Annotated in this window: 12 protein-coding genes and 1 pseudogene; 8 read left to right on the top strand and 5 right to left on the bottom strand. The window is 45.6% G+C overall.

Going from position 1 to position 25,407, the window contains the following annotated elements:
- Positions 1-9: 9 nt before the first annotated feature.
- The 4 genes from pulA to HXT19_RS00550 form a co-directional block, all read right to left on the bottom strand.
- Positions 10-2,001 carry a type I pullulanase gene (gene pulA / locus HXT19_RS00535; protein ID WP_422119701.1) on the bottom strand — a complete coding sequence of 664 codons (1,992 nt, stop codon included), beginning with the start codon at positions 1,999-2,001 and terminating at the stop codon, positions 10-12.
- A 103-nt stretch (positions 2,002-2,104) separates the two neighbouring features.
- Positions 2,105-3,025 carry a sugar ABC transporter permease gene (locus tag HXT19_RS00540; protein ID WP_004113786.1) on the bottom strand — a complete coding sequence of 307 codons (921 nt, stop codon included), beginning with the start codon at positions 3,023-3,025 and terminating at the stop codon, positions 2,105-2,107.
- Positions 3,022-4,425 carry a carbohydrate ABC transporter permease gene (locus tag HXT19_RS00545; protein ID WP_004113788.1) on the bottom strand — a complete coding sequence of 468 codons (1,404 nt, stop codon included), beginning with the start codon at positions 4,423-4,425 and terminating at the stop codon, positions 3,022-3,024. Before HXT19_RS00545 ends, HXT19_RS00540 begins: the two co-directional genes overlap by 4 nt.
- A 158-nt stretch (positions 4,426-4,583) precedes the next feature.
- Positions 4,584-5,813, bottom strand: coding sequence for an extracellular solute-binding protein (locus tag HXT19_RS00550; protein ID WP_285085194.1), 1,230 nt, complete (start codon positions 5,811-5,813; stop codon positions 4,584-4,586).
- 544 nt (positions 5,814-6,357) lie between these two features.
- Between HXT19_RS00550 and HXT19_RS00555 the strand changes: the two genes are divergently transcribed.
- Both HXT19_RS00555 and HXT19_RS00560 read left to right on the top strand, forming a co-directional pair.
- Entirely contained in the window at positions 6,358-8,067 is a 1,710-nt protein-coding gene (locus tag HXT19_RS00555) for an alpha-amylase family glycosyl hydrolase (protein WP_422119702.1), read from the top strand.
- A 233-nt stretch (positions 8,068-8,300) separates the two neighbouring features.
- Positions 8,301-9,074, top strand: a complete 774-nt coding sequence (locus HXT19_RS00560; protein WP_101888034.1) for a TraX family protein — start codon at positions 8,301-8,303, stop codon at positions 9,072-9,074.
- On the opposite strand, the gene HXT19_RS00565 is transcribed toward HXT19_RS00560, so the two are convergent.
- The gene (locus HXT19_RS00565) at positions 9,071-10,081 is read right to left on the bottom strand and encodes a LacI family DNA-binding transcriptional regulator (protein WP_101888033.1); all 1,011 of its coding nucleotides are present in this window, start codon (positions 10,079-10,081) and stop codon (positions 9,071-9,073) included. The genes HXT19_RS00560 and HXT19_RS00565 overlap by 4 nt on opposite strands.
- Before the next feature lie 257 nt (positions 10,082-10,338).
- On the opposite strand from HXT19_RS00565, the gene HXT19_RS00570 reads away from it, so the two are divergent.
- The 6 genes and pseudogenes from HXT19_RS00570 to HXT19_RS00595 all read left to right on the top strand — a co-directional run bounded on the left by HXT19_RS00570 (position 10,339) and on the right by HXT19_RS00595 (position 25,094).
- The gene (locus HXT19_RS00570) at positions 10,339-11,727 is read left to right on the top strand and encodes an extracellular solute-binding protein (protein ID WP_101888032.1); all 1,389 of its coding nucleotides are present in this window, start codon (positions 10,339-10,341) and stop codon (positions 11,725-11,727) included.
- 70 nt (positions 11,728-11,797) lie between these two features.
- On the top strand, positions 11,798-12,733 hold the full coding sequence (locus HXT19_RS00575) for a carbohydrate ABC transporter permease (RefSeq protein ID WP_101888031.1): 936 nt from the start codon (positions 11,798-11,800) through the stop codon (positions 12,731-12,733).
- Positions 12,730-13,563 (top strand): carbohydrate ABC transporter permease, encoded by an 834-nt coding sequence (locus tag HXT19_RS00580; RefSeq protein ID WP_004113800.1) that lies wholly within the window; start codon positions 12,730-12,732, stop codon positions 13,561-13,563. The genes HXT19_RS00575 and HXT19_RS00580 overlap by 4 nt, the downstream gene beginning before the upstream one ends.
- Positions 13,564-13,603: 40 nt before the next feature.
- The gene (locus HXT19_RS00585; protein WP_422119703.1) at positions 13,604-13,921 is read left to right on the top strand and encodes a hypothetical protein; all 318 of its coding nucleotides are present in this window, start codon (positions 13,604-13,606) and stop codon (positions 13,919-13,921) included.
- Between the two features lie 400 nt (positions 13,922-14,321).
- Positions 14,322-15,587 (top strand): annotated as a pseudogene (locus tag HXT19_RS00590) (TIM-barrel domain-containing protein); the annotation flags it as partial.
- Between the two features lie 1,824 nt (positions 15,588-17,411).
- Entirely contained in the window at positions 17,412-25,094 is a 7,683-nt protein-coding gene (locus tag HXT19_RS00595; RefSeq protein ID WP_101888029.1) for an FIVAR domain-containing protein, read from the top strand.
- Positions 25,095-25,407 lie beyond the last annotated feature (313 nt).

Genomic DNA, 25,407 nt, shown 5'->3' on the forward strand with positions numbered 1-25,407 from the left:
CTCAAGCAATCAAGCGCGCTTGCGACTCAACACAACGAATGTACGCGGCGGCACATGAACCGCACGCTGAGAGCCATTATCATCGCACAGCATAGAAACGCAGCTGCCAGAGTCGTGCCCCGTCCACTTAGCAAAATACTCAGTGGAATCCAACACGCAGCGCCACGGGCTTGGAGATTTAGCAGGCAAATCAATCGTTGCAGACGCATCATTCATAGGGTTCACACACACAATCAAGTCGCTTCCAATCTGCTCCGCAAGAACAGTATTATCAGACGCAGTAAGGTGAGTGCGCTTAGCATCATAAAACTCAGCATTCTTAGCGCGAAGTTTTATAAGCGCACTATACCATTCTACAAGCGGTTGGAATCGCTCAGCTCTAGACCAATCAAGCTGGTTCATAAGAACTCCGCGATTATAAGAATTATCGCAACCATGCTTAGTGCGACCAAACTCCTCGCCTCCAAGCATAAACGGCATACCAGCAGAACACAAAATCAATCCAGCACTGAGAATATTAGCGCTAAAAATGTCTGCAACGCTGTTTGGATCGCTTGCGTCAAAATCGCAGCTAGACGCGTTATCGCGCATAGAAATACACAGCTTATCCCACAAAGTCAAATCGTCGTGAGCAGAAACATACTGCACAATTTGACCAACACTTTTACCAGCACAAGGCATACCACGCCAGCCATTAAACGCGTTTCGCACAGGATCCGCCGTCCAAAACTCATTGCCATTTACATATCCGCGGTCATGATGATCCATAACATTGCCCTTAAGCGTATCGCGAGACTCATCACTAAACCAGCCGATTCTAGAATCAAGGAAGCCGCGCCCATCTTTATCTCCCATAGGGCAATCATCGCCAACAGCTGCAGCATCCGCACCCCACGGTTCACCATACATAAGAATATCTTTGCCGCCATCAAGCTTATCTAATTCGGCACGAATCATATTCAAAGTTTCCGCATCCGTTAAGCCCATAAGGTCAAACCTAAAACCATCCACATGGTAGCAGCGCGCCCAGTGCAAAATAGATTCAATCATAAAACGCCTAAACATTGGGTGATCGGAAGCCATCTCGTTACCGCAGCCAGAACCATTAGCAAAAGACCCATCAGCCTTACGCCTGCAGAAATAGCCTGGAGCCACACTTTCAAACACATTCGACGCAGCCTCAAACATGTGGTTATAAACAACATCCATAACTACGCGTATACCATTCTTATGCAAAGCGCCAATCATCGCCTTGCACTCGCGTATTCTTGCCGTACCGTCGTATGGATTGCTAGAGTAAGCACCCTCCGGCACATTGTACGCATGTGGATCGTAGCCCCAATTGTAAAGCGAATCCACGCTCTCACCGTTTTTGCGAGCAGACGAAATCGCAACCTCATCCACAGTAGCAAAATCGTAGATTGGCATTAGTTGAACGTGAGTTACACCAAGTTTTTTAAGATAGTCAATTCCAGTAGGGAAGTGCTCATCGCCACCTAAAGTCGTATGCGAATCTGTAAAAGCAAGATACTGACCACTATGTTCTGGCTTAAATCCGCCATTAGGATTGCTGCTAAAGTCTTCAACATGCGTTTCCCAAACAACCGTCGCATGGCGCACAAACTCTGGCGACTTATCTTTGTGCCAGTCAGCTGGGCTAACGCGTTCCTCACTTACAACCATGCTGCGCTCGCCATTTACGCCACTAGCAACACCCCAAGGGTCACTTGTACGATTGACTCTTCCATCAGCAAAAGTCACCAGAAAATCGTAGTAAACGCCATCTAGCCTTTGCAATATTGAAGTTCTCCATGCGCCGTCGCGCAATGGCTTTAAATTACGTGTTTTGAACGGCTCGCTGTTGTTTCCTGTTTCAAAAAGTCTTAGCGTTACGCATGATGCGGTTGGTGCCCAAACTGTGAATGTTGTTGATTTTTCATTAAGCGAGCATCCAAGCTGACCCGAGTACACTGGCCATTGTGTTGAAGACGTGCACGTCATGTAATATATCCTTCTTTATTATTCAGAAGAAAATGAAGGCCGAAACGCTTTAAAACGCTCGACCCCCATTTTCAATTAAACCCCACAATTGATGTAGAGGTTACTATCCCTTAACAGAGCCAGACATCGACTCTTCATAGAATCGCTGCATGACAATAAACAGGATTGCAATCGGGATGGAAACGCACACAGCTCCAGCAGAGAATCGTGCGAACCAGTGATTGATGTATTCTCTCTGCAACATCTGGTACAAGCCCAAAGCCACAGTGTAATTATCTTGAGTACGGGCAATAGTCTTAACCAAAACGAAGTCAAGCCATGGACCCAAGAAGCTAACAATAGCTTGGAACACAATCATAGGCTTGCAGATTGGAAGAATAATCTTCCAGAATACTTGCCAAGTTGTGCATCCGTCCAAATAAGCGGCTTCATCCAAAGACTTTGGAATCGTGTCCATATAGCCCTTCATAACGTAGAAGCCCATGCCGCTACCAGCAGAGTAAACGATTATAAGGGAAATAAGAACAACAGAACCATTCGTCAAGCCAAAAGCCTTCAAAATGAAGTAGATAGCAATAACTGCCATGATGCCTGGGAACATACCAAGAATCAAAGCAATGTTCATAAATGTCTTACGACCGCGGAAACGCAAACGAGACATGCAGAACGCTACTACAAGCACGAAGAACAGAGAGATAATGCACACGAAAATAGACACAATCAAGGTGTTTAAGAACATTCGTGGGAAGTCAAGAACTTCTCGCTCAGTAAACAGCTGAATGTAATTATTAAACGTGTACTTAGTTGGGAAGAACGTTGTCTGATATGGTGCAGTGTTCTGGTTAAAGCTTTCCAAGAACACCCAAACGATTGGCGCAAGCCAAATCACAGCCATAACAATCAGGAACAGATGAGCTACAATGTCTCCGAATATGCGGCGGATACGCTGATCGCGCCAGAACGGGACACTACGTACACTATGCACAGTCTGTTCGCCTTGCATAAGATCCTTCTTATTACTCACCGGAATCCCTCCTCATTCTTGTAGGAGCCAGAGTTGCGGTATGTTATCAAAGCAACAATCGCAAGCACAATGAATGTCATAATGCCGATTACCGCGCCCATGCTGTAGTTATCTTTATCAACCGTAAGCTTGTACAGCCAGGTGATGAGCAAATCAGTCTTACCTGCAGAAGAACCAATTGGTGTTGGCTCGCCGCCAGACAACAGGTAAATAACGTTGAAGTTATTAACGTTTCCAGTGAATGTGGTGATCAGGTATGGAGTCATAACAAAGAAGATGTATGGCATAGTGACGTTCATGAAACGCTGCCACCAGCTTGCACCGTCAAGCTCTGCTGCTTCGTAAAGTTCAGCTGGAACGTTCTGCAAAATACCAGTGATCTGCATGATGGTGTAAGGAATACCAACCCAAAGGTTGATGAGAATAACCGTAACCCTTGCCCAAGTAGCATCCTGGAAGAACGGTAGTGGAGAATGAATCCAGCCAGAAGATATAAGAAGACGGTTAATAGCGCCATCTCTTTGCAACATGCTGTGCATAACAAGCAAGGACACAAACTGTGGGACAGCAATGGTCAAAGAGAAGCAGATACGCCACAAGCTCTTAAGACGAGTGGTGCGCCTGTTAATAATCATTGCCATAAACATGCCGAAGAAGAAGTTCAAGAATGTAGCGAAGAAAGCCCAAACAAGGGTCCAAATCAAAACATCAAAGAAGATTCCAGCATTAATGGTTCCAGTTGTATTTCCAAGAATCTTAAAGAAGTTGTTTAAACCAACCCAATGGAACAGCAATGTGTGGTCACGATCATAGTTTGTGAATGCCATCGAAATCATGAACACCAATGGCAAAACCGTGAACAAAACAATTCCAGCGGTTGGAAGAGTCATAAAACCAACGTGCGCATGGCGGTCGAGCAAAGACTCAACATCTTTAACAAAAGTAATAGGCTTTTCTCCGCGCGCTACAAAAGCCTGAGCTTTGTATGCGCTACGCAAAGACAAAGTAGCTAAATAAATTAAAACAACAATTGCTGCAATGCTCATAACGCCATACAGCAAAATTTCAACAGAATTATCTCCAGCCACATAGTGCCAGAAGCCGTTAATCTTTACTCTACCCTGCTTCTTAGTACCAAGAGTACCGAATTTTGGTAGATATTCAGCGCCAGTTGTGGCCAAGAAGGCAAGAACTCCAGCCTCGCATAGAATGAATACGAGACCTTTCACGTACTGTTTGCGAACGAAGTTACCAAAACCGAAGATAATTATCGAAACCCAAGACAGTACGTCTGCGTGCTTTGCAGCCTCCTGTAATGAGTATTGCGAAGGGGCAATGTATTCATCGGCAGCAGGTGCCTTCTTACGCTTCCCTCGCTTGGTGGATGTCGTGCCAGTCATGACATGCCTTTCGTAAAATTGTGGGGTTTTTACAAGCAAAAGACGCCCCGCCCCGATTTTAAAATCCTTAGGGGAGCGGGGCGTCCTTGCCGTGTGTTTTCTAAATATTATTTTCTTTTAAAAGAAAATAATATTTAGAAAACAGTCGTAAGTAATACTTACTTCTTAAGAGCTTCCTCAAAGCCCTTCTGGAAGTCTGCAATCTTTGCAGCGGCGTTGCCGTCGTTGACTTCCTTGTTTGCCAATGCAGTACCGAAGGTCTTCATTGGATCCCAGAAGGCACCCATTTCTGGAACGGTTGGCTGCAAGACAGAAGTCTTAGCAATGGTGTTCATCTGAGCCACAGCGGCTGGGTTGTCCTTAACGAGATCAGACAAAGACTTAGCAACTGGGATATCGCCGTGAAGCTTGTACATCTGCTCCTGGGATTCCTTAGAACCGAGGAATGCAGCGAACTTAGCGGCCATCTCTGGAGCCTTGGAGTTAGGGTTGTAAGCAACAGCCTTAGAACCAGCGAAGGACTTCATCTGATGTTCGCCATCTTCAGACTTGAACTTTGGAAGCTGAGCAGCAGCGTAGTTGTCGCCCAAAGCCTTCTTTACATCGCCAGCATCCCAAGAGCCAGAGAAGTAAGCGTCAACGGTGTGGTTCTTAATGCCAGCTAAGCCAGCGCCATCGCCATCCATTACGAAGTTCTTGTTCTGAATGAACTTTGCAACATACTTGGTGATTTCGGCAGCCTTGTCACCAATCTTGATGCCAGCCTTGCCATCGTTGCTCTTCTCGCCGAAGAGGGTCATGTTGCCATCGAGGTAGAAGCCTGGAAGGTACCAAGCGTTGCTGATATCGAAAGCAACCTTGCCCTTTTCGAGCATCTTATCGAGGGACTTAACGTCTTCGTCGGAGAACTTGGACTTATCGTAGTACATGAACCAAGTGTTGCCCATGTATGGAACGCCATAAAGCTTGCCATCCTGAGCGGTTACAGACTGGATGATGGTATCATCGTTGTCTTCCTTAACCTGCTTGGCAGCGTCGTCGCTCAACTCGCCAATTGCATTTGCCTTTACCAAGTCGCCGAGCTGATCGTTAGGGAACAGGTAAACATCGGCAGCAGCCTTAGCGTCCTGCTTAACGGTCTTAGCAGCATCTGGTGGAGCAATAACAGCGTTCTTAAAAGTAACCTCTGGGTGATCCTTCTTGAAGGCTTTCTCCATAGCCTGAATCCAGCCGCCAGCCTTCTGATCTTCGGAAGAAGACCACACGGTGAGCTTTACTGGGTTTGCCTTGTTGCTGGAGCCAGCGTTGGTGCTAGAACCGCATGCAGCAAATCCAAACATTGTAGCGATTGCGAGGCCTGCGCCCAGCACTTTCTTCATATTCGTCATCCTTGACCTCCTATATCATGCCAGCTTGGCATGTTCTTTGGTGGCATAGTAACAGATCCCATGCGACGCACCATCGCATTTTGCTGCGTTGAGCAACGTCACATTTTTATTGAAATCCGTGTATAAGCAATGTGTAGTATACACGGATATAAAAGTGTTAGCAAATCATGTCGCAAGTGATTAGAAAAATTGTTTGTAAAGTGACTTTTTAGCTTTAGAAAATCGTATTTTATTCCATAACTCAGTAAATTTAACGGAATTTTATTTTGATTGCGCTCCAACCTGTCTTCGCGCTTGTAGCGTAGCGCGAAGACAATTTGGAGCGCTGAGCTTGCTCAAAGTTGAAAGCACAGTGTGCTTTCAACGCAAGCGAAGACGTTCGCGCGCTTAGACCGCGCGAACGATGTGACGCATTTTGTAGCTCAAAACGGCGCGTCGAGCAACAAAAAGCGGAAAAGTAAGAAAGTGAATAGTAAAATAAAGTCGGACAAGTCAAAAGTTAATATACGCAAAAGTTAATATACGCCAACAAAACGGGGTAAACATGCAAAACGAACATGCACAATGGCTGCGCGACGCCGTGTTCTACGAAATCTATCCACAAAGCTTCTACGATTCAAACGGCGACGGAATCGGCGATATTCCAGGCATAATCGAAAAACTCGACTACGTAAAATCGCTTGGATGCAATGCGATCTGGCTAAATCCTTGCTACGATTCGCCATTTAAAGACGCGGGTTACGACGTGCGCGACTACAAAAAAGTGGCAGCGCGCTACGGCACAAACGAGGATTTGCAACGTCTTTTTAGCGAAGCGCACAATCGCGGAATGCACATTTTGCTAGACCTTGTTCCAGGGCACACAAGCGAAGAGCACGAGTGGTTTAAGCAAAGCTCGCGCGCGCAAGAAAACGAGTTTAGCAAGCGATATATATGGACCGACAGCGCGTTTAGCGGCTATTCCATGCCGTTTATTGGCGGCGAAAGCGAGCGAGATGCCACGTATATTCTGAACTTCTTTAAATGCCAGCCAGCGCTAAATTACGGCTTTGCGCATAGGGATCGCGCGTGGCAATCCGCGCCAGATTCTGAGGAGGCGGCGCAAACGCGCGCTGCAATGGTTGATGTTATGCGATTTTGGCTTGCGCTTGGCGCGGATGGATTCCGCGTAGACATGGCGGATTCGCTTGTAAAAAACGACGACAACAATGGCGAAGGAAGCCTTGGCAAAGACAATACGATTCGTGCATGGCAAGAAATGCTGGGCGCTGTAAAGGCCGAGTATCCGCAGGCTGCGTTCGTTTCGGAGTGGGGCAGGCCGCGTCAGGCGCTGGCTGCTGGATTTGACATGGACTTCTATTTGAATTGGCGCTGGGATGGGCAGCCAAACGGATATGCGCGCCTAGCTAGAGATGTGGATAATGCGCTAGACGGCAATCCTGAGCGCGACCATAGCTACTTTAATGCGCGCGGCGGCGGCAGTATTTGCCCATTTTTAGACGATTATTGCCCGCAGTATGAGGCCACTTGCAATGATGGCTACTTTAGTTTCATAACGTGCAATCACGATACGCCGCGCCTGGCTCCGCGATTAAGCGAACGCGAAAGGCGGATTGCGTTTGGCATGATTCTTACAATGCCAGGCGTGCCGTTTGTATATTACGGCGACGAAATCGGCATGAAATACCGCGATATTCCAACAAAAGAAGGCGGTTATGCGCGCACGGGTACGCGTACGCCAATGCAGTGGGATGATTCTAAGAATTTTGGATTCTCCACGACCGCAAAGTCGAAGTTGTACCTGCCTGTTGAGGCGCGCGCAGATGGAAGGACTTGCGCAAATTCACGTAAGCAGGCCGTGCAAAGTGGCGAAATTCCAACGGTTTTGGGGCAGGAGCAGGATGGCGATTCGCTGCTTAACTGGGTGCGCGCGCTGATTGCTTTGCGCCACGAGTGCGCGGCGTTGCACGCGGATGCCACTTGGCGAGTGTTGCACGCGCCTGTGGATGGTCGCAGTTTTGCGTACGAGCGATGCGCGGCTGAGTCGGATGGGTCGGATGGCGAATCCTCTACAGATAGATGCATTGTGGTTATGAATCCTGGATTAAACGAGGAGACGATTGCGCTTAGCGCGCTTGCAGGGCTTACGCCAGAGGCGATTTTGCAGCCGCGGATTTCGGTTGGAGCGGTTGCTTGCGATTCTTCCGCGCTTAAACTCGGCGCGCAGTCCTTTGCTGCGTTCCGACTTGCATGAGCGCTTTGACTGAGCTTGAAATTGCATAACGCATTTCAAGCTCCTTCAAAGCGTGATTTGGCTCAAATGTAAAGTCCAGTGGACTTTACGTGCGGCGAAGACGTGAGCGCGCTTAGACCGCGCGAGCGAAACATCTCATTCAGTGCGAAAAATCTCGAATCTCTACCTCACTTGATGTAATATACGTACTTATATACGCACTTAACGCAACGAGTGCTAGCAAGGGGTGAATTATGGACGCGCTAAAACCAAAGATTCGCGCAGACAAGAACATAAAAATGGGTATTACGCTCAAAAAGTTCAAGCTGCTCGGCGCTGTAATGATGATGCTCAGTGCGTTCGGAACAACCGTGATTCCGCACCTTTTTGGCGGTCTTTCCAACTCCAACATGTGGAGCCTCACTGCTGCCGTAGTGTGCGAAGTTATAAGCTGGTCGGCTCTGCCGTGGTATGCGTGGCTGCTTGTTCGCGGATATCAAAACACGCATAACCTCAACCTTTATACGTTTCGGCTGCTTATATTGGCGCTTATTTGCGAGGTCCCGTACGACTTTACAACCTTTGGCTGCGCTTTCGATATGCGCTCGCAAAATCCAGTGTTTGGGCTTGTTATTGCGCTTTTTGTGCTTTCGGGAATCGACATGGTTCGCGCGCGTTTTAAAGGCGCTCAAAAAGTTGCGTCAATCGCAGTAATCCTGGTTGCAGGAATATTGTGGAATCTTTTCGGAAAAGTTGGCTTTAGGCAGAATATTTTTTGGGGCGGAGCTTTACTTTTAGGATTTGTTCTTATCTTTAGATTCCTAGAAAACCACGAGATTCGCATGGAGCTGATTGCTGGCGCTTTCGGCGCTATGTCGCTTTTGGCGCCAGGAGTTGGCGTGGCTGTGCTGCACTATCGCAGTCCGTATGGCGACGGACCTAAGCAAACTAAGCAATTCCGCTGGCTTATGTATGCGTGGTATCCGCTGATGCTTGTAATCGCAAGCGCATTCACGATTTTGCTTTAGTCTTTAGGCGCAGCCGTAGAATTTCTTATAATAAGCTGCACTGGAGCTGTGATATGCCTTCGCGCTACGGGTTTACCTTCTATAAGGGATATCGCAATATTCCCAGCCTGCTCTGCCATTGTTTTAGGATTTTGACGAATGGTGGTTAGTCCAGCCTCTTTTGCATAAGTGCCATTGTCGAATCCTGTAATTGATAGATCTTCAGGCACGCGAATTCCTAATTTTTGCAATCTAAACAAGAAGGGCATTGCCGTTGAATCCTGGTGGAAGCATATTGCAGTAGGCGGATTTTCTTGTGTAAAAAGCTCAGAAAGAGTTGCATCTATAGGGTCATCTTTTATGTCTATTGGCAGTACTTTCACTTGCATTCCATCAATATTGCTGCACACGTTTTCAAAGCTTGTGATTCTTCTTGACGAGCTAAAGCGGAAAGATGAACAAAAATGCTCATACACGTATAAAAGACGCTTATGCCCTAATGTTGCTAAGTGTTGAATCGCAAGTTTTATACCCAGAGCATCGTCGATTCCGATTGATGCAGAAAGCACTTTAGAAGCTGTGCAGTTTATTCCAACAATTGGTACGTTTATGCGTTGTAATTGTTCGGCCTCATTGCTGCTTATGTCAAATGACGATACGATTATTGCGTCTGTGTTTGCGCGTAAAGGCAGCTCTTTAAAGAAGTTTTTTCTTTGTTCAACTCCTTCTAAAAGGTGTATTACAAGGTCGTAGCCATTTTTGTTAAGTACGCTATTTAATCCTTCTATAATTGCTGAGCTAAACCATTCGATTTTACTGCTTCCGATTAGTAGCGTTATGCGATACGATTTGCCTGTTTTAAGCTCTCCAGCAGTTCTAGAAACAGTGAAATCCATTTGTTCGGCTGCGCGCATGACTTTGGCGCGTGTAGATGCGGAGACTTTTTCTGGATGTGCAAATGTTCTGGAGACGGTTGCAATCGACACTCCTGCCAGTGTTGCTACATCGCAAATACTAGTTTTTGACAAGTCACACCTCTTTTAAGCGTTTTAGCTGCAGTGTTTTAACCGCATCTCTTGTAATCGCCATGCTTCTAGTTATCATAAATGAAAAGGTTTACATTTTTAGACACGCCGCCTAAAAAGTATTTATTCATGCAAAAATAGCCTAGTATTAAGGATTCAAAATGAAAACCTTTACATTTACATTTTTAATGTTTGACCGAGCCAAACTTAAAGCAATATTATAAAATTACCAATCAATTTCACGAGGAAGTGGAGTAGCAATGAAAATTAAAAAAATATGCATATCCTGTATAGCAGTTTTAGGCATGATTTCTACGCTTGCTGCATGTGGGAATAGTGGTGCAGCAGGAGTAACCGATACAAAGAAGGACAAAGGCCTAGCTGTTATGGGTCAAGCTTTAAAGTATGATCCAAATCATTTAGTGAATCAAGGAAAGCCAATACAACTCGAGTATTGGAGCTGGGGAGACGCATCCACTGATCCAATTTACGACATGATTAAGGATTATCAAAAGATTTATCCAAATGTAAAGTTTAAGACTAAGAACGTAGCCTGGGATGATTATTGGACTAAGCTTCCACTTGCTCTAAAAGGAACAAAAGGCCCAGCTTTGTTTAATATTCACAATTCCAAGGATGAGCTTATTCGCCCATACGCTGCCGACTACAAGATTGACACAGCTGCTATGGAATCGGATTACGCAACGGCGAGTGCACATGAAGATGCTAAAGGTAATGTAAAGTACATTGATTCCGTAATCAATACGGGAAACATCTATTACAACAAGAAGCTTTGGAAGGAAGCTGGTTTAACTGAGGCAGACATTCCTACGACTTGGGATGAGTTGCGCGAAGTGGCAAAGAAACTCACTAAGTGGAATGGTTCCAAGATGGAACAGGCTGGATTCAACGTGAATGGCGACGCTTATGCTGCAATCAATCAAGGATTGAACTATCAGCGTGGCGAACTTGCTTTTGACGAAAGTGGCAAGAAACCTAATTTCGACAACAAAGTCACGCGTGAAAACATGAAGTTCTTGAAGAACCTGTACGACAAAGACAAGGTTATTTCTACTGACTTTGGTACGGATTACACGCAAAGCTTTGGAAACGGCCAATCTGGAATGGTTTATGCCTGGGGATGGCTCGAAGGTGTGCTAAAAGAAAAGTACCCAAATATTGAGTATGGAGTCTTCCCAACTCCAACATTCACAAAAGAAAAGCCATTTGCATACGATCGCTACAATGGAGAATCCACTCCAGGAATTAACGCGCATCAGTCAAAAGAGCAGCAAGAGGTTGCTCAAGACTTTATTAAGTTCATTCTTGCTAACGACGCGTTTATTCGCTCGGCAGTAAAGCATTTGAACTCGTTCCCAGCAAAGAAGTCTTTGCAAAAGGATCCTGAGATTCTAAAGGCTCCAGTAATGGCTGCGATTCAGCCGCGTGCAGATCGCCTAATCTGGCCAGGAATCACGCCTTCTACAGTGGAAACAAGTAGCAAGGCTGCTTTCCAGAATGTTATGCAAAATGGTGAGTCTATTGATGATGCAATCAAAGAGGCTCAGGCAACAATGGTCAAAGATATGAAGAATTCTAAGTTTACGTCTGCAGAAAGTAAGTATGAGTTCTTCAAAGAGCACAAGTAAAAACAAAGCAGACTAGGTAGCTAGTTGTAAAGCGTAATCACTGTGCTCAGTAGGTAAGGCAAGGAAAATCATGAAACAATTTAATCAGGATTCTCATTTGAGCAAAATGAGAAAACATAATGGTGGTATGTCAAAAATAAGCGCTGCTCTTTCTCGAACCTTCTCCTTTCGGAATATAGCAGTAGTGTTTCTGATTGTTTATTTTGTGATTTTTCTTGCCTATCCAATATATAAGGCTTTTGCAGGCAGCTTCCACGAATGGAATCCGCTTGTTGGAACATACAATTGGGTTGGGTTGGATAATTTTAAGCAGATTTTAGTAGATAAGTTATTCTGGAAGTCCATTGCAAACACCGCAGTCTTTACGTTTGTATCTGTTGTATTCCGCGTTATTCTTGGCATTGGTTTTGCAATGTTGTTAAGCTCCAAACTGGTTAAGTGCAAAGATACGCTGCGAGGTCTTTTCTACATGCCAACAATTACGCCGTTGGTGGCAGTGAGCTTTGTGTGGATGTGGATGTTTGACCCGCAGTTTGGCATGATCGATAGGGTTACAGGCTTAAACATAAACTGGTTGCACAGTTCCACTTGGGCTATGCCGGCAATCATAATAATGACAATTTGGAAAGACTTTGGCTACGCAACGGTATTGTATTTGGCTGGATTAATGAACTTGCCAAAAGATGTTTACGAAGCGGCAGAAATTGACGGCGCTAATAGCGTGCAAAAATTCTTTAGAATAACAGTTCCATTGCTCAAGCCAACAACACTTTTTATAGTAATCACATCTATGATTGGCTATATTCAAGCGTACGTTCAGATTCTTGTTATGACCAATGGTGGTCCAGGAACATCAACGTACACAATCAGCTACTTGATTTTTGATCAAGCATTTCAGAAATATAACTTTGGAATCGCATCTGCAATGAGCGTCATTCTGTTTATAATCACCGGAATCCTAACATTCATAATGTTTAAAGCGTCTAAGGATAGTGAGTTAGTATGAAAAAACAAAATCTTAAAAAGAGCATTATTGGATGGTTTCTAACAATATTCCTATTCTTATTGTCTTTCTTAACAATCGTTCCATTTATTTGGATGTTTGTATCTTCCTTTGCTCCAAACAGCGACATTGTGCGCATAGATGGCGGCTTGTTCCCAAAGCCAAGCACATTTGGTAATTACGTTGGAATTCAAGAGAAATTCGACTTTTTGAGGCTATTCTTTAACTCATTGTTTATATCGGTAGTTAAAACGGTAATAGCCATTTACACGAGTGCCGTTCTTGGATACGTATTTGCAAAAATGAGGTTCCGTGGCAGAAATCTGCTTTTTGGAATAGTAATAAGCACGATGATGGTGCCGTGGGCAGTAACAATTATTCCTCAATACGATATGATGACTAGCTTTGGTTGGCAAGACACGTATCGTGCACTTATAGTTCCAGGCTTAATAAGCGCATTTGGAATCTTCTTATTCCGACAATCAATAAGCGGAATATCTGATGAATTGATTGAAGCAGCAAAATTGGATGGAGCCTCGGATTCTAGAATATTCCACAGAATAATTCTGCCAATGAGCCACAATACTATTGCTGCGCTAGCAATCTTTACGTTCTTGTGGAATTGGGAAGACTATTTGTGGCCATTCCTTATGATTACAGACGAGAAAAAGCAACTTCTTGCAGTTGGATTGAAGACGTTTAGCGGAAGATTTGGAACTGACTACGGCGGTTTGTTTGCTGCGGCATCGCTTGCTATTATTCCTGTAGTAGTAGTGTACTTGGTGTTCCAAAAGCAGTTTATTGCTGGAATTTCAACTGGCAGTGGTAAGTAGAAAAATAAGTAGAAAAGATAAGTAGAAAAGGGCGAGTCTAATGATTTTACAAAACGCACATGAAGCGCAGGGGGTGCAGGGGGTTCAAGACGCGCAAAATGTTCAAGATGCGCAAGAATCGCAGGAATCGCACAATGTGCAAGACACACACATTTTTTACGATTACGCTAAAAATCCGCTAGCTAAGGCAAAAGAATCGCAGGTTATAAGCGGCAAAAATTGGCGAATCACGTTAATCACGGATTCGCTTGTGCGCCTTGAGTGGAGTGAAAACGGCGGATTTGTAGACGCGCCTACGACGAAACTTCGAGGCTGGCACGCAGATTGCCGCGGAAAAGTCGCAAGCAACCGAAGATGAAGCATCGCGCGCTTTTAATCCAAAATCTTTTAATCCAAAATATAGTGTAAAAAACTTGGAAAATGACTGGATAGAAGTCGAAACCGAAAAACTACTGATCACATACAACCAGCAGCCGTTTAGCAAAGAGGGCTTGAGCATTGTTGTGCGCGGAGTGCCAGGCTCGCAATTCAACACGTGGCATTACGGCGACGAGTGCCACGGCAATTTGCTCGGCACGGCTCGAACAGTGGACGAGGCGGATGGAGCCGTTAAGCTTGGAACGGGCGTAATATCTCGCGACGGGTGGGCTGTGTTAGACGATTCGCGCTCGGCAAAAATCGCGTATGCGGCTGCTGTTGATGGAAAAGAAAACCCATACGGGGCATGGGTGGAGCCGCGTGAAAAGGCGGATGGCAGTGTGTCTGGCGAAAACTCTGGCGAAAACTCTAAAGACCTATACTTCTTTGGCTACGGTCACAACTATATAGGCGCAATTCGCGACTTTTACAAGCTTACGGGCGCGCAGCCTCTTCTTCCGCGATTCGCACTAAGCAACTGGTGGAGCAGGTACTACAGGTACAGCCAAGACGAATATTTGCAGCTGATGAGCCGATTTAAGCGCGAAGGCATACCGTTCTCCACTGCCGTAATCGACATGGATTGGCATGTAACGGATGTGGACCCAAAGTACGGTTCGGGATGGACTGGCTACACGTGGAACCGCGATTTATTCCCAGATCATCGCGCATTTTTGCGCCAACTTGCCAGCGAAGGGCTTACCGCAACGCTTAATTTGCACCCGCGAGACGGCGTGCGCGCGTTTGAAGAAGACTATGCGCAAGTTGCGCGCGATATGGGAATTGACCCTGCAAGCGGCAAGGCAGTTGAGTTTGACCTTACAAATCCGCGCTTTTTGCGAGCATACCTAAACATGCATCGGCGCATGGAGAACGAGGGCGTTGGGTTCTGGTGGATTGACTGGCAGCAGGGCGGAGTTACAAAGCAGGCTGGGCTGGATCCGCTTTGGATGCTTAACCACGTGCACTACCAGGATTCGGGGCGCGGCGGTGCGTGGCCGCTAACGTTCTCGCGCTACGCTGGACCTGGCTCGCACCGATACCCAGTGGGATTCTCGGGAGATAGCGTAACAACGTGGGATTCGCTGGCTTTCCAAACTTACTTTACTTCTACGGCGTCTAACATTGGCTACGGCTGGTGGAGCCACGATATTGGCGGACACATGCTTGGCGTGCGATGCAATGAGCTGGAGGCGCGCTGGTATGCGTTTGGCACGTTTAGCCCGATTAATCGCCTTCACTCCAGCTGCTCGCCGTTTGCAGGCAAGGAGCCGTGGAACTTCCCTCGTGAAACTCGTGACGCGATGGTTAAAATGCTGCGACTTCGCGCGCAATTGATGCCTTATTTATATACGATGAATTATCGCGCGGCGGTTGATGGCAGGCCGATTGTAGAGCCAATGTATTGGCAATCGCCAGAAACACCTGCAGCATACGAGATGCCGAACGAGTACCGTTTTGGCAGCCAGCTTGTTGTTGCGCCAATCGTTAGCAAGGGGTGCGCGCAAGTTGAGCGCGGGTGCACTGCCGTGTGGCTTCCAGAAGGCGATTGGTACGATTTCTTTGACGGAAGGCGCTACGTTTCGCGCGGCGGTGCTGGGCGCAGATTTGAGGTTTGGCGAGGAATCGACCGCGTGCCGGCGTTTGCGCGCGCTGGTGCCATTATTCCAATGCAAGTTTTGCCAAGCGAAGCGGATTGCGCAAGTAGCGAGCAGGCGGCGGAGCTTGTTAATAGTATTGAAAATCCGCGATCTTTGCGCGTTCTTGCATTCCCAGGTGCAAACGGCGAGTTTGTGATGCGCGAAGATAACGGCAGATTTGAAGACGCGTGCGCTGGGAAAACTGCCGATACACGCATGGAGTTGATTTGGCGCGACTCCTGCGATGGTGACAGCAACGCGTCTACACAATTTGTGATCAACTCTGCAAAGGGTTGCGATAATGCTGTTGCTTCGCTGCCTTCTGAGCGCGATTGGAGCGTGGTGTTTAGAGGCGTGGCTCGCCCGGACTTTTCGCGCGTTCGCGTTTTTGTTGGGGAAAATCAGCTTGAATCTAAGGCTGTAGAAGTTTCATATGAAGGCGAAGAGGGCGACTTAAGTCTTACTGTTTCTGTGCGCAACGTGCCTGTTGGCGATTGCGTGCGCATAATTGTTGACGGCGGTTTGCAAATTGCGCAAGACCCTAAGATTGGCGATTGCTACAGGTTGCTTCTTAAAGCGCAAGTGCCATACCGCGGCAAGGAGATTGCTTTTGACGCGATTCGCCAAGCTGGTGGCAGTGCGAGTGCTATAAGTGAGCTTTGCGCGCTTGAGTACACTAGCGAGAGCGAGTTTGAGCGCCATCAGCAAAGCGTTGACTTGACTAACGCACATGCGCCGCAGCACCCAGAGGTTGCTAAGTGGGCGCAATGGAAGTGCACGCTGCCTGACTCGGTTAAGCGCGCACTTGAGGAGATTTTAATTCGGAGCGCTGAGCTTGCTTAAGGTTGAAAGCACAGTGTGCTTTCAACGCAAGCGAAGACGTTAGCGCGCTTAGACCTCGCTAACGACGACTGCCTTCGTGCTTAGACCGCGCAAGTGATTTTCCTATTTACTGTTGTGCGAGGTTTGAGTATTTCTCTCCTTGCAAGTCCCGTCGCTACGCTCCTCTTTTATTGCTCGTATAGAAATACATCAAACCTTCTGAATATCTGGAACAATTGCGTATTGCTTAATCACAGAGATTCTCGATTTTTCTTCTTCATTCGATGAATCACCATCAAAGATGCTGAGGTTCATCTCATTCAGGGCGAAAAATCTCGAATCTCTACCTTGCTTGCGCGACGACCTGCCTTTTCGCTTAGAGCGTAGCGCGAAAAGGCAATTCGGAGCGCTGAGCCGCTCAAACGTAAAGTCCAGTGGACTTTACGTGCGGCGAAGACGTGAGCGCAGCTAATCCGCGCGAGCGATATTCCTTGTTTGGTGTTGTAGGAGGGCTGGGTGTTTCTACACTCGCGAGGGGTATTCCTGAATTTGTTTATCGAAACGCCAAATATGGGAACAAACGCGGGATAAAAGAGAAAAGCGCACTGCAGAGGGTCTAAAAATGTGATTTGTATCATATACAAATGTTTAGATGAGTGAGCTAAAAACGGTGTTTGGCGTGTTGAAATCGCAAGCGTTTTCTAAAAAAATATTTCGCAAAAACCCTTAAAATAAAAGGCTTGGGGGGGGGGGGGTATCTCTCCCCAAAAGCTATAAACATTTGTTAGTTGTCTTCAAAATTTTTTATTAAATGTTATAATGACTTCTCAAAGGATGGTTACATCATTATAGATGTACGCTATAAGACTTTGTAAAACTATTGTTAAAAACTATAGGGCTTTGAGAGTCACGGTCGGTGCGCAAAGCAATATCAAGTAAATTTAATTAATCTCACGGAAAGAGGAGAACATGACTACAAAATCTGCTAAACACGCCAACAAGACATTTGGTTCTGCAAAAGATAAGTCTGCAAAGGCTGTTGATATGCGCAAAGTGGCTGCTCTTTCGGCTGGTGCTGCTGGCGTAATTGCTGGCGCTGCGATTGCTTTTGGCGCAACTCCTGCAATGGCGGCGGAGACTCCTGCTTCTGCGCCTGTTAATACGAATGATCCTGCAAAAGAACAGAGTGTAATTGCTAATAAGAAGAAGGCTGAGGGTGCTGAGGCTTCTAAGAAGACTGCGACCGAGACTAATAAGAAGGAAGAATCTAAGAAGGAGCAGCCTGAGCAGACTAAACCAACTGAGCAGACTGTAGTAAAAACCGAAGGTAAGGCTGACGCTACTAAGACTGAGTCTGGGTCGAAGGTTGAGAGGGCTGCGGCTGTAGATAATAAGGTTACAAATAGCACTTCTGCTACTGATAAGACTAATGCAGACAGTAGCACCACTGAGGAAACTAGCACTCCTGCGGAAAATGTTGTAAAGAAGCGTACAAGGCGTGCAACGGTTGAGAATAAGCAACCTGAGGCTACTAATGATGCTAAGGATGAAAATCAGAAGCAGGGCGAACCTGTTGTTGGTACAGATCGCGAAGCTAATCCTGCACCAGCTCCAAAAGTTAACAGTGAGATAACACTTTCAAAAGAAACAAAAGACACGCTCCCTAACATGTATGCATGGGGATCTTCTGACAATGTGTATATTGAAAAAGGGCAAAACCAAGAAGTAACATTTAATTTTGCAAAACCTTCTGACGGCAGCACCATTACCAAAGTAGCAATTTTCCCATCTGATGGTAATACTGTTGATAATGCTAAAAGTAGAAAGTTCCTTGAATATTATTCTGCTAATGAAAACGAGCACAAGCCATATTCTGGTAAGTACGAATTTATAGTAAATACAGATGGCTCAGCTAAGCTTACCATGACTAAGCTTTATAGCGAAGCAAACATGGCTGCAGAAAAATACACTGCAAACCGCTGTATTTATGTGTACGGCACCAAAGATGGTAAAGAATCTGTACTGTATAAAACAAATATTGTGCGTGCAGCAACACTTGTTCCGCCTAAAACAGCTGGCTCAATTGTTTTGAAGTATAACGAAGAGCTTACTGCACAGCAAATTCAAGATAAGCTTAAGGCTGCCTTAGATTCTCCTACCGAAGCTACTGGTAAAAAATCAATTCGTGCACAAATTGATGCTGCAAGTAGATCTAACGGCGTTGGTGGTCGCACTGGAGAAAATGGCGCATTCGTTCAGACGCCAGATACCGCTGAAAACAAGGTAATTATTAACGATCAGCGCGCATACAATCCAACTGAGGTTACTCGCTTTAATAGAACAACATCGAAAGAGGGTGCTGCTGAAAAAACGTATATAACTACGGTACAAACCCTTAAAACTCATCTCATAACAGACACAGGTTATACCTCTGATGATTTACCACTTACCGTTGCACGCTACGATACGCGTATCGAAAAGCCGATTGTGGACGACCTGTCCAAGGTTTCCGATGATGTAAAAACCGAAATTAAACGCAAGCTTGCGCACCTTAATCACGTAAGCCAAGATCAGGTGACCATTAACGACCAGGGTGAAGTCACTATCAACTTTGCTGACGTGGATGCTGCGGACGCTCCTAAGATTGCTCTGCGCGACCTTGTGTTGAAGAAGATTGCAGAAAAGGATGTTGTCGTTCCTGAAAACGACAAAGCAGTCTTTGTGGCTAACCCACTTGGCTACTCCAATGCCGAGCTTGACCGAATTAAAACAGCTATTTACGAAGCTAATAAAGACAATAAAGAGCTTGGTCTTACCAGCAAAGATCAGATTACACTTGAGTATCTTAAGGGCGATCTTACTGCATCTGGTGACTCTAATAAGGGAATCTCTAATGGTCAGGCGGAAAACAAGATTACCGTTAAAATCAAGACTGACAAGTCAGTTGCTGAGTTTACGTCTAATGTAAAAGAGAGCAAGCTTACAAAGCTTCCAAATATTCGTACAGATTACACCGTTTCGTGGGACAAGACTAAGATTGATGGTCGCGATACCGACGAAGGTATTTCTTGGAGTAATGATCAGAAGACCACTATCATCTACCGTTACGATCCAACTAAAGCGCAAGAGTTTGATACAACAAAGATTCTTGGCTTGCTGAAGGCTAAACCAAAGGATAGTAGTTCTGGTTTGCGCGACCTTACTGGCGGCGAGCAGCTTTCCTATGAAGGTACAGGGAATAACGCGCGCAAGTCGCACATGAACTATGCGCTTAATAAAGATGGCGAGCCAACAACTGAACTCACGCTTGGCAATATGGGTGGCGCTTATTGGTCTGGGAATCAGAAAGTTTCTAATTCTGACGTAAACCTCGGTGATAATTTATCAATAGCTGGTTCGTATTCATGGGATCCAGAAGCTGGTTCTGTAACGGTAGCTGGCAAAAAGGACAAGATTTTCAAGGCACGTCTGTTTGTTGAGCCGTATGCAATGACGTACTATAAGCATGTTTATATGGAGAAAGATCGTCACCCAGGCAATACGGCAAAGGCAATTAACGTTATCTTTGTGCCGCAGACGAATCATAAGACTGCCGATTTGAAGACGTCGATTGGTGAGCATAAGACCACTAAGGTTGATAATACGGATGTTCCGACTGACTCGAAGTACTACAACGCGTCTGATGCAGTGAAGAAAGACTACGAAGATGCATTGAAGGTTGCTAAGCAAACGCTTGAAAAAGTTGGAACTACACCAGATGATCAGTTAACTGAACAGCTTAAAGCTGAGGTTGATAATGCAACCATTAAGCTGGATAAAGCTCGCAAAGCTCTTGATGGTGACGCTACCAAGAAAGACGAACTGGATAAGTCGATAACAGAAGATGGTACGCCTGCTGAAGGTCAACAAGCTACAACTGGCACAAAGGCTAGTGACAAGTATAAGAATGTTACTGAGCCTGACTTCAAGAAGGCCGACGGTTCTGATGACACCGAAAGAAATGAGGCAGCTAAGAAAGCCAAGACAGCTTACGATGAAGCGCTTGCTGAAGCCAATAAGGTAAAGGACGACAAGAACGCCACACAAAAGGCTGTTGACGATGCGAAGGCGAAGCTGGACGAAGCTCGCAAGAAGCTTAACGAATTTACCACTAACAAGGATGAGTTGAATAATGCCATCGCTCAGCACGGCAAGGTGAATACGGGCGATGCAAAGAAGACTGATCCTGCAGAGAAGCTTAAGACCGCTGACCCAGCCTATCAAAATGCAACTGATGAAGAGCGCAAAGCATACGATGCTGCTGTAAAGAAGGCAAAGGATCTTTCAGCAGATCCAAACGCTTCTCAAAAGGAAGTGAACGAGGCAATTGCAGCTCTCGAAAAAGCTAAGAAGGCGCTTGATGCTAAAGCTACCGATAAGTCAAAGCTTATAACTGCTGAAAAGCTCACCTTTGATAATCCTGATAAGGATGACGCAAGCAAGCAGAGTACCTTCTATAAGAATGCGCTTAACAAGCAGACTAATGGCGCAAACGATCAAGAGAAACAAGCTGCTAAAACTGCCGTTGACAACTATAACAATGCGTTAACTAAGGCACGTGAGGTTCTTAAGAACGATAAGGCAACTCAAAAAGAAGTTGATGATGCTAAAGATGCATTAACTAAGGCTGAAGATGCACTTCATAAAGATTATGCAACTGACGCTAATGAACTTACGAAAGTTCTTGCGGATAACTTTAGCGGTTACCTGATGCCTGCATACTTTAACGCTTTCGATAAGGCGCAAGCTGGCGACGAAGACGCAAAGAAAGCATTCAAAGATTACAACGATGCTTATCAAAAAGCTAAGGCGCTTAAGGAAGATCTAGAAAAAGCTAAGAATGGTGGAACTGCTCCAGGTCAAAACCAGATTGATGAAGCCAAGAAAGCTCTTGAAGAAGCGCGTAAAGTTATCGACAAGTATGCAACTAATACCAGCAGGCTTTCTGCGGCTGTGTTTAATGACCTTGCAATACAAAACAGCCCAGCGTATGCGAATGTAAAGGAACTTGCCGATAAGCAGAATCCTAGTGAAGAAGAAAAAGCCCAGGTAGAGGCTGCTAAGAAGGCTAAGGAAGCGTATGAAAAAGCTGTAGAGAAGCTAAACCAGGCGCTTAATAAACAGATGCCTAAGGATAAAGCAAATGGTAAGGAGATTCCTGATACAAATACTCCTGATAAGGACGGCAACCCTGAAGATAGTACATACTTGGATAATATTCAGGCACATGCACAAGGCGAGCCTCTGGATAGGGATATTACCTCAATCCTTAAGGAAATGAACGATGCTATTGCAGATTTGAACAAGTTTGCAACCAAGACCGACGATTTGCTTAAGTCTGTTAACGAGCATGACAATACTCAGAAGACGCCTGCGTATAAGAATGCTTCGCATCCTGATTTCAAGAATGATGATGGAACAACTGCTGATAAGACTAAGAATGATGCAGCCCAGAAGGCTGTAGATGAGTATGGCGAAGCTCTTAACGTGGCAAAGGAATTGCTCAAGAATCCTGCTGCAACGCAGAAGCAAGTCAATGATGCACTTAATACCTTGAACGAGAAGCGTAAAGCGCTTGACACGTACAAGACTGACACCGCCAAGCTCAAGGATAGTGTTGGCAAGCACGGCTCTACAGATGGCGCTGCACCTACAGAAGGTACACAAACTTCTGATGCATATCGCAACGCGTCTGATCCTCACTTCATGAAGGAAGAGGGCGGCAAGCTTGTTCCTGATACGGATAAGAATGATCAGGCTACTGCAGCCAAGAAGGCGTATGATGAAGCTTTGACAAAAGCTCAGGAGCTTTTGAAGAAGCATGACGAGAAAGATACGCCGCAAGACGCAAAGCCAACTCAAAAAGACATCAACGATGCACTTAAGGCTCTTGACGATGCTCGTACTGAGGTTGAGAAGTATAAGACTGTTACTACTGAACTTGAGAAAGAAATTAATAAGTCTACTGCGGAGGGTGCTCCTGGTGTTACTGAAAATGACTTCGAGAATACGCCAGAGTTCAAGAATGCTAAAGCTAAGACAAGCGATGGGCAGACAAATGCTGACGTTGCTGCCTATCAGGAAGCCCTCAAGAAGGCTCGTGATCTTGTAAAGGCTGCAGCAGATCAAGACAAGAAGAACAGTGAACGCCCAACACAGCAGCAGATTAACGATGCACTCGATGCTCTTACTGCAGCTAAGAAGCAAATTACTGATAATTACAAGACCAATCTTGAGCCGTTGACTTCTGCTAAAGACTTTGCAGGTGGCGACTTCAAGAAGACTCCTGAGTATCAAAATGCTGTTGCTAAGAAGGGTGCTGGTGACCAAGGTGCCACACAAGCCTTAGGTGAAGATGGAAAAGACACAGGCTTTGACAATGTTCTCAAGAAAGTTGCCGCTAAGCTCAATGATAATGATTGGAAGCAAAAGGCAACCCAAAAAGAAGTAAACGCTCTGCTTAAACAGCTCCAAGACGCTCAAGAGAAGATTGCTAAGGAGTACAAGACTGATGCAATTAAGCTTGAACGTGAGTTAGGAGATAAAGATCAAGACGGCAAGCCTGTAACTCCTCCGTTTGAGGCGTCGGTAACGTACAAGAACGCACTTGAAAAGGCAAAGACGGAGGATGCTGCTACAACGGATGCTAACTCTGCCACCAAGAAGCTCAAGGAATACACCGACAAGCTGAAGGATGCGAATGACCTCATTGAAAAGGTCAAGAATCCTGATCCAAACGCTAAGCCAGAAGATCGTCCAACACAGAAGCAGGTTGATGAAGCGCTTGCAGCTTTGAAGAAAGCAAAGAAAGACATTGACGACAACTTCAAGACCAAAGTTGATAAGCTCCAAAATGAAGTTGATGATAAAAACGAAGATGGCACTGCGCGTACTCCAAAGTTTGAAGAATCAACCGAGTTTGCAAACCTCAAGGCAAAGGGTGATGACACAAATAAGCCTGATGACCTTGTAGCGTATGAGAAAGCTTTGGCAAAGGCTAAGGATCTCATCGACAAGAATGATGGCAAGGTTACGAAGGATGGTCAAGAAGTTGACGTTCCAAAGGATCAGCTCCCATCTCAAAAGGAAGTTGACGAGGCTCTTCAGACGCTGAAGGAAATCAAGGACAAGATTCTTGCTAACTACAAGACCAGTCCTAAAGACCTTCAAGATGAGGTAGACAAGTCTAAGGATGGCGATGACGATACAAGCACCGACGTGTTCGAGAACACTCCTGAGTTCAAGAACGCTACTGATAAGGGTGATGACGCTGCTAAGAAGGCACTAGATGCCTACACAGAAAAGCTCAAGGCTGCCAAGAAGCTCCTCGATGCCTTTGACCGCACTACTGGCAAGCCAAAGACCAAGCTTCCAGAAGGCATGGATAAGGCTCCAACTCAGCAGGAACTTGACGCTGCTTTGAAGGATCTTCAGGATGCCAAGAACAAGATTACTGACGGCTACAAGACTAATAAGTCTGATTTGAACACTGAAGCTGGTAAGGATTCTGACTTTACTAAGACACCTGAGTATCAGAATGCTCAAGCTAAGGGTGATGACGCGTCTAAGCAAGCTCTTGAGGACTACAAGAAGGCTCTTGAGGATGCGAATAAGGTTCTTGGTGATAAGGATGCAACTCAGGCTCAGGTTGACGAGGCTTTGAAGAAGCTTCAGGATGCTAAGCAGAAGCTTTCGGATGGTTATAAGACTGATAAGACTGATCTGACTGTTGAGGCTGGTAAGGATTCTGACTTTACTAAGTCTCCTGAGTATCAGAATGCTGCAGGAAGCTCAGAGGCTGAGGCTTACAAGCAGGCGCTTGATGAAGCCAACAAGGTTCTCGGTGATAAGAATGCAACTCAGGCTGAGGTTGATGAGGCTTTGAAGAAGCTCCAGGATGCTAAGCAGAAGCTTACTGATTCTCATAAGACCGATAAGTCTGATTTGAACACTGAGGCTGGCAATGATCCTGATTTCCGTAAGTCGATTCCGTTCATTATTGGTAAGGCTGCTGATTTGGCGGAGTATCAGCAGGCGTTGAATGATGCGAATAGTGTGCTTAAGGATCCTAATGCTACTCAGGATCAGGTTAATCGGGCTCTTCGTAGGCTTCGTGATGCTAAGCAAAAGTTGATTGATGCTTATAACAGGCTTATTAATAGTGGCAGTGGTGTTGGTGACAATACTGGTGTTGGTGTTAATGATTCGAATACTACTAGTGTTAATAATGTTGTTGATAAGGGTGCTTTGCAGGCTGAGGTTGATCAAGCTCTTGGTGATGTTTCGGCTAATGCTAGTGGCGTAGTGGCTGATTCTAACTTGGTCAGTGAGTTTAATGCGGCTTTGGATTATGCTCGTTTAGTGTTGGCGGACGCGAATGCTACTCAGGGGCAGGTTGATTCGGCGTTGGCTCGTTTGCGTGCTGCGCGTGCAGCTTTGCGTGCGGGAATGCTCGCAGCGCGTAACTCTGCTGGAATGAATTTCAAGCGTGGTGACGTGAGTGGTGTTAATACTGGCGCTAGTTCCTCGGTGTTTGCTGCTTTGGCTGCGGTGTTTGCTGGGCTCGGAGTGGTTGGTGCTGCGTCTAAGCGTAGGAAGCATTCGGCTCGTTAGTTTAATCTGTAGCAGTGTGTGATGCTGCTGCAACGTAGTGTAGATTAATGGCTTGGAGATAATCTCTTCAAGCCATTAATTGTTTTCTTCTTTTCCACATTTTGTTTGGTGTTGTAAAGAAGAAAACGACAAGTAACATTTCGAAGAACATTTCGAAGAACATACCAGTGAATTTAGTAATTTTCCACAAAAGTGTTAAAATCCCTAACTGTGACTTATGCAAATCAAAATTGCAAATCACCCGTATGGGGACGTTTGCAGGATTGCACTATCGCGAATAATCGCCAGTAGTTGTGATTGCAAAAGTCAAAAA

It is taken from the genome of Gardnerella sp. DNF00038 (assembly GCF_049262855.1).
GTDB classification, from domain to species: Bacteria; Actinomycetota; Actinomycetes; order Actinomycetales; family Bifidobacteriaceae; genus Bifidobacterium; species Bifidobacterium vaginale.

Coding starts and splice junctions, on each gene's coding strand:
- HXT19_RS00570 (WP_101888032.1), top strand. CDS start 10,339: ATGAAAATTAAAAAAATATGCATATCCTGTATAGCAGTTTTAGGCATG.
- HXT19_RS00580 (WP_004113800.1), top strand. CDS start 12,730: ATGAAAAAACAAAATCTTAAAAAGAGCATTATTGGATGGTTTCTAACA.
- HXT19_RS00545 (WP_004113788.1), bottom strand. CDS start 4,425: ATGACTGGCACGACATCCACCAAGCGAGGGAAGCGTAAGAAGGCACCT.
- HXT19_RS00585 (WP_422119703.1), top strand. CDS start 13,604: ATGATTTTACAAAACGCACATGAAGCGCAGGGGGTGCAGGGGGTTCAA.
- HXT19_RS00560 (WP_101888034.1), top strand. CDS start 8,301: ATGGACGCGCTAAAACCAAAGATTCGCGCAGACAAGAACATAAAAATG.
- HXT19_RS00550 (WP_285085194.1), bottom strand. CDS start 5,813: ATGACGAATATGAAGAAAGTGCTGGGCGCAGGCCTCGCAATCGCTACA.
- HXT19_RS00595 (WP_101888029.1), top strand. CDS start 17,412: ATGACTACAAAATCTGCTAAACACGCCAACAAGACATTTGGTTCTGCA.
- HXT19_RS00575 (WP_101888031.1), top strand. CDS start 11,798: ATGAAACAATTTAATCAGGATTCTCATTTGAGCAAAATGAGAAAACAT.
- HXT19_RS00555 (WP_422119702.1), top strand. CDS start 6,358: ATGCAAAACGAACATGCACAATGGCTGCGCGACGCCGTGTTCTACGAA.
- pulA (WP_422119701.1), bottom strand. CDS start 2,001: ATGACGTGCACGTCTTCAACACAATGGCCAGTGTACTCGGGTCAGCTT.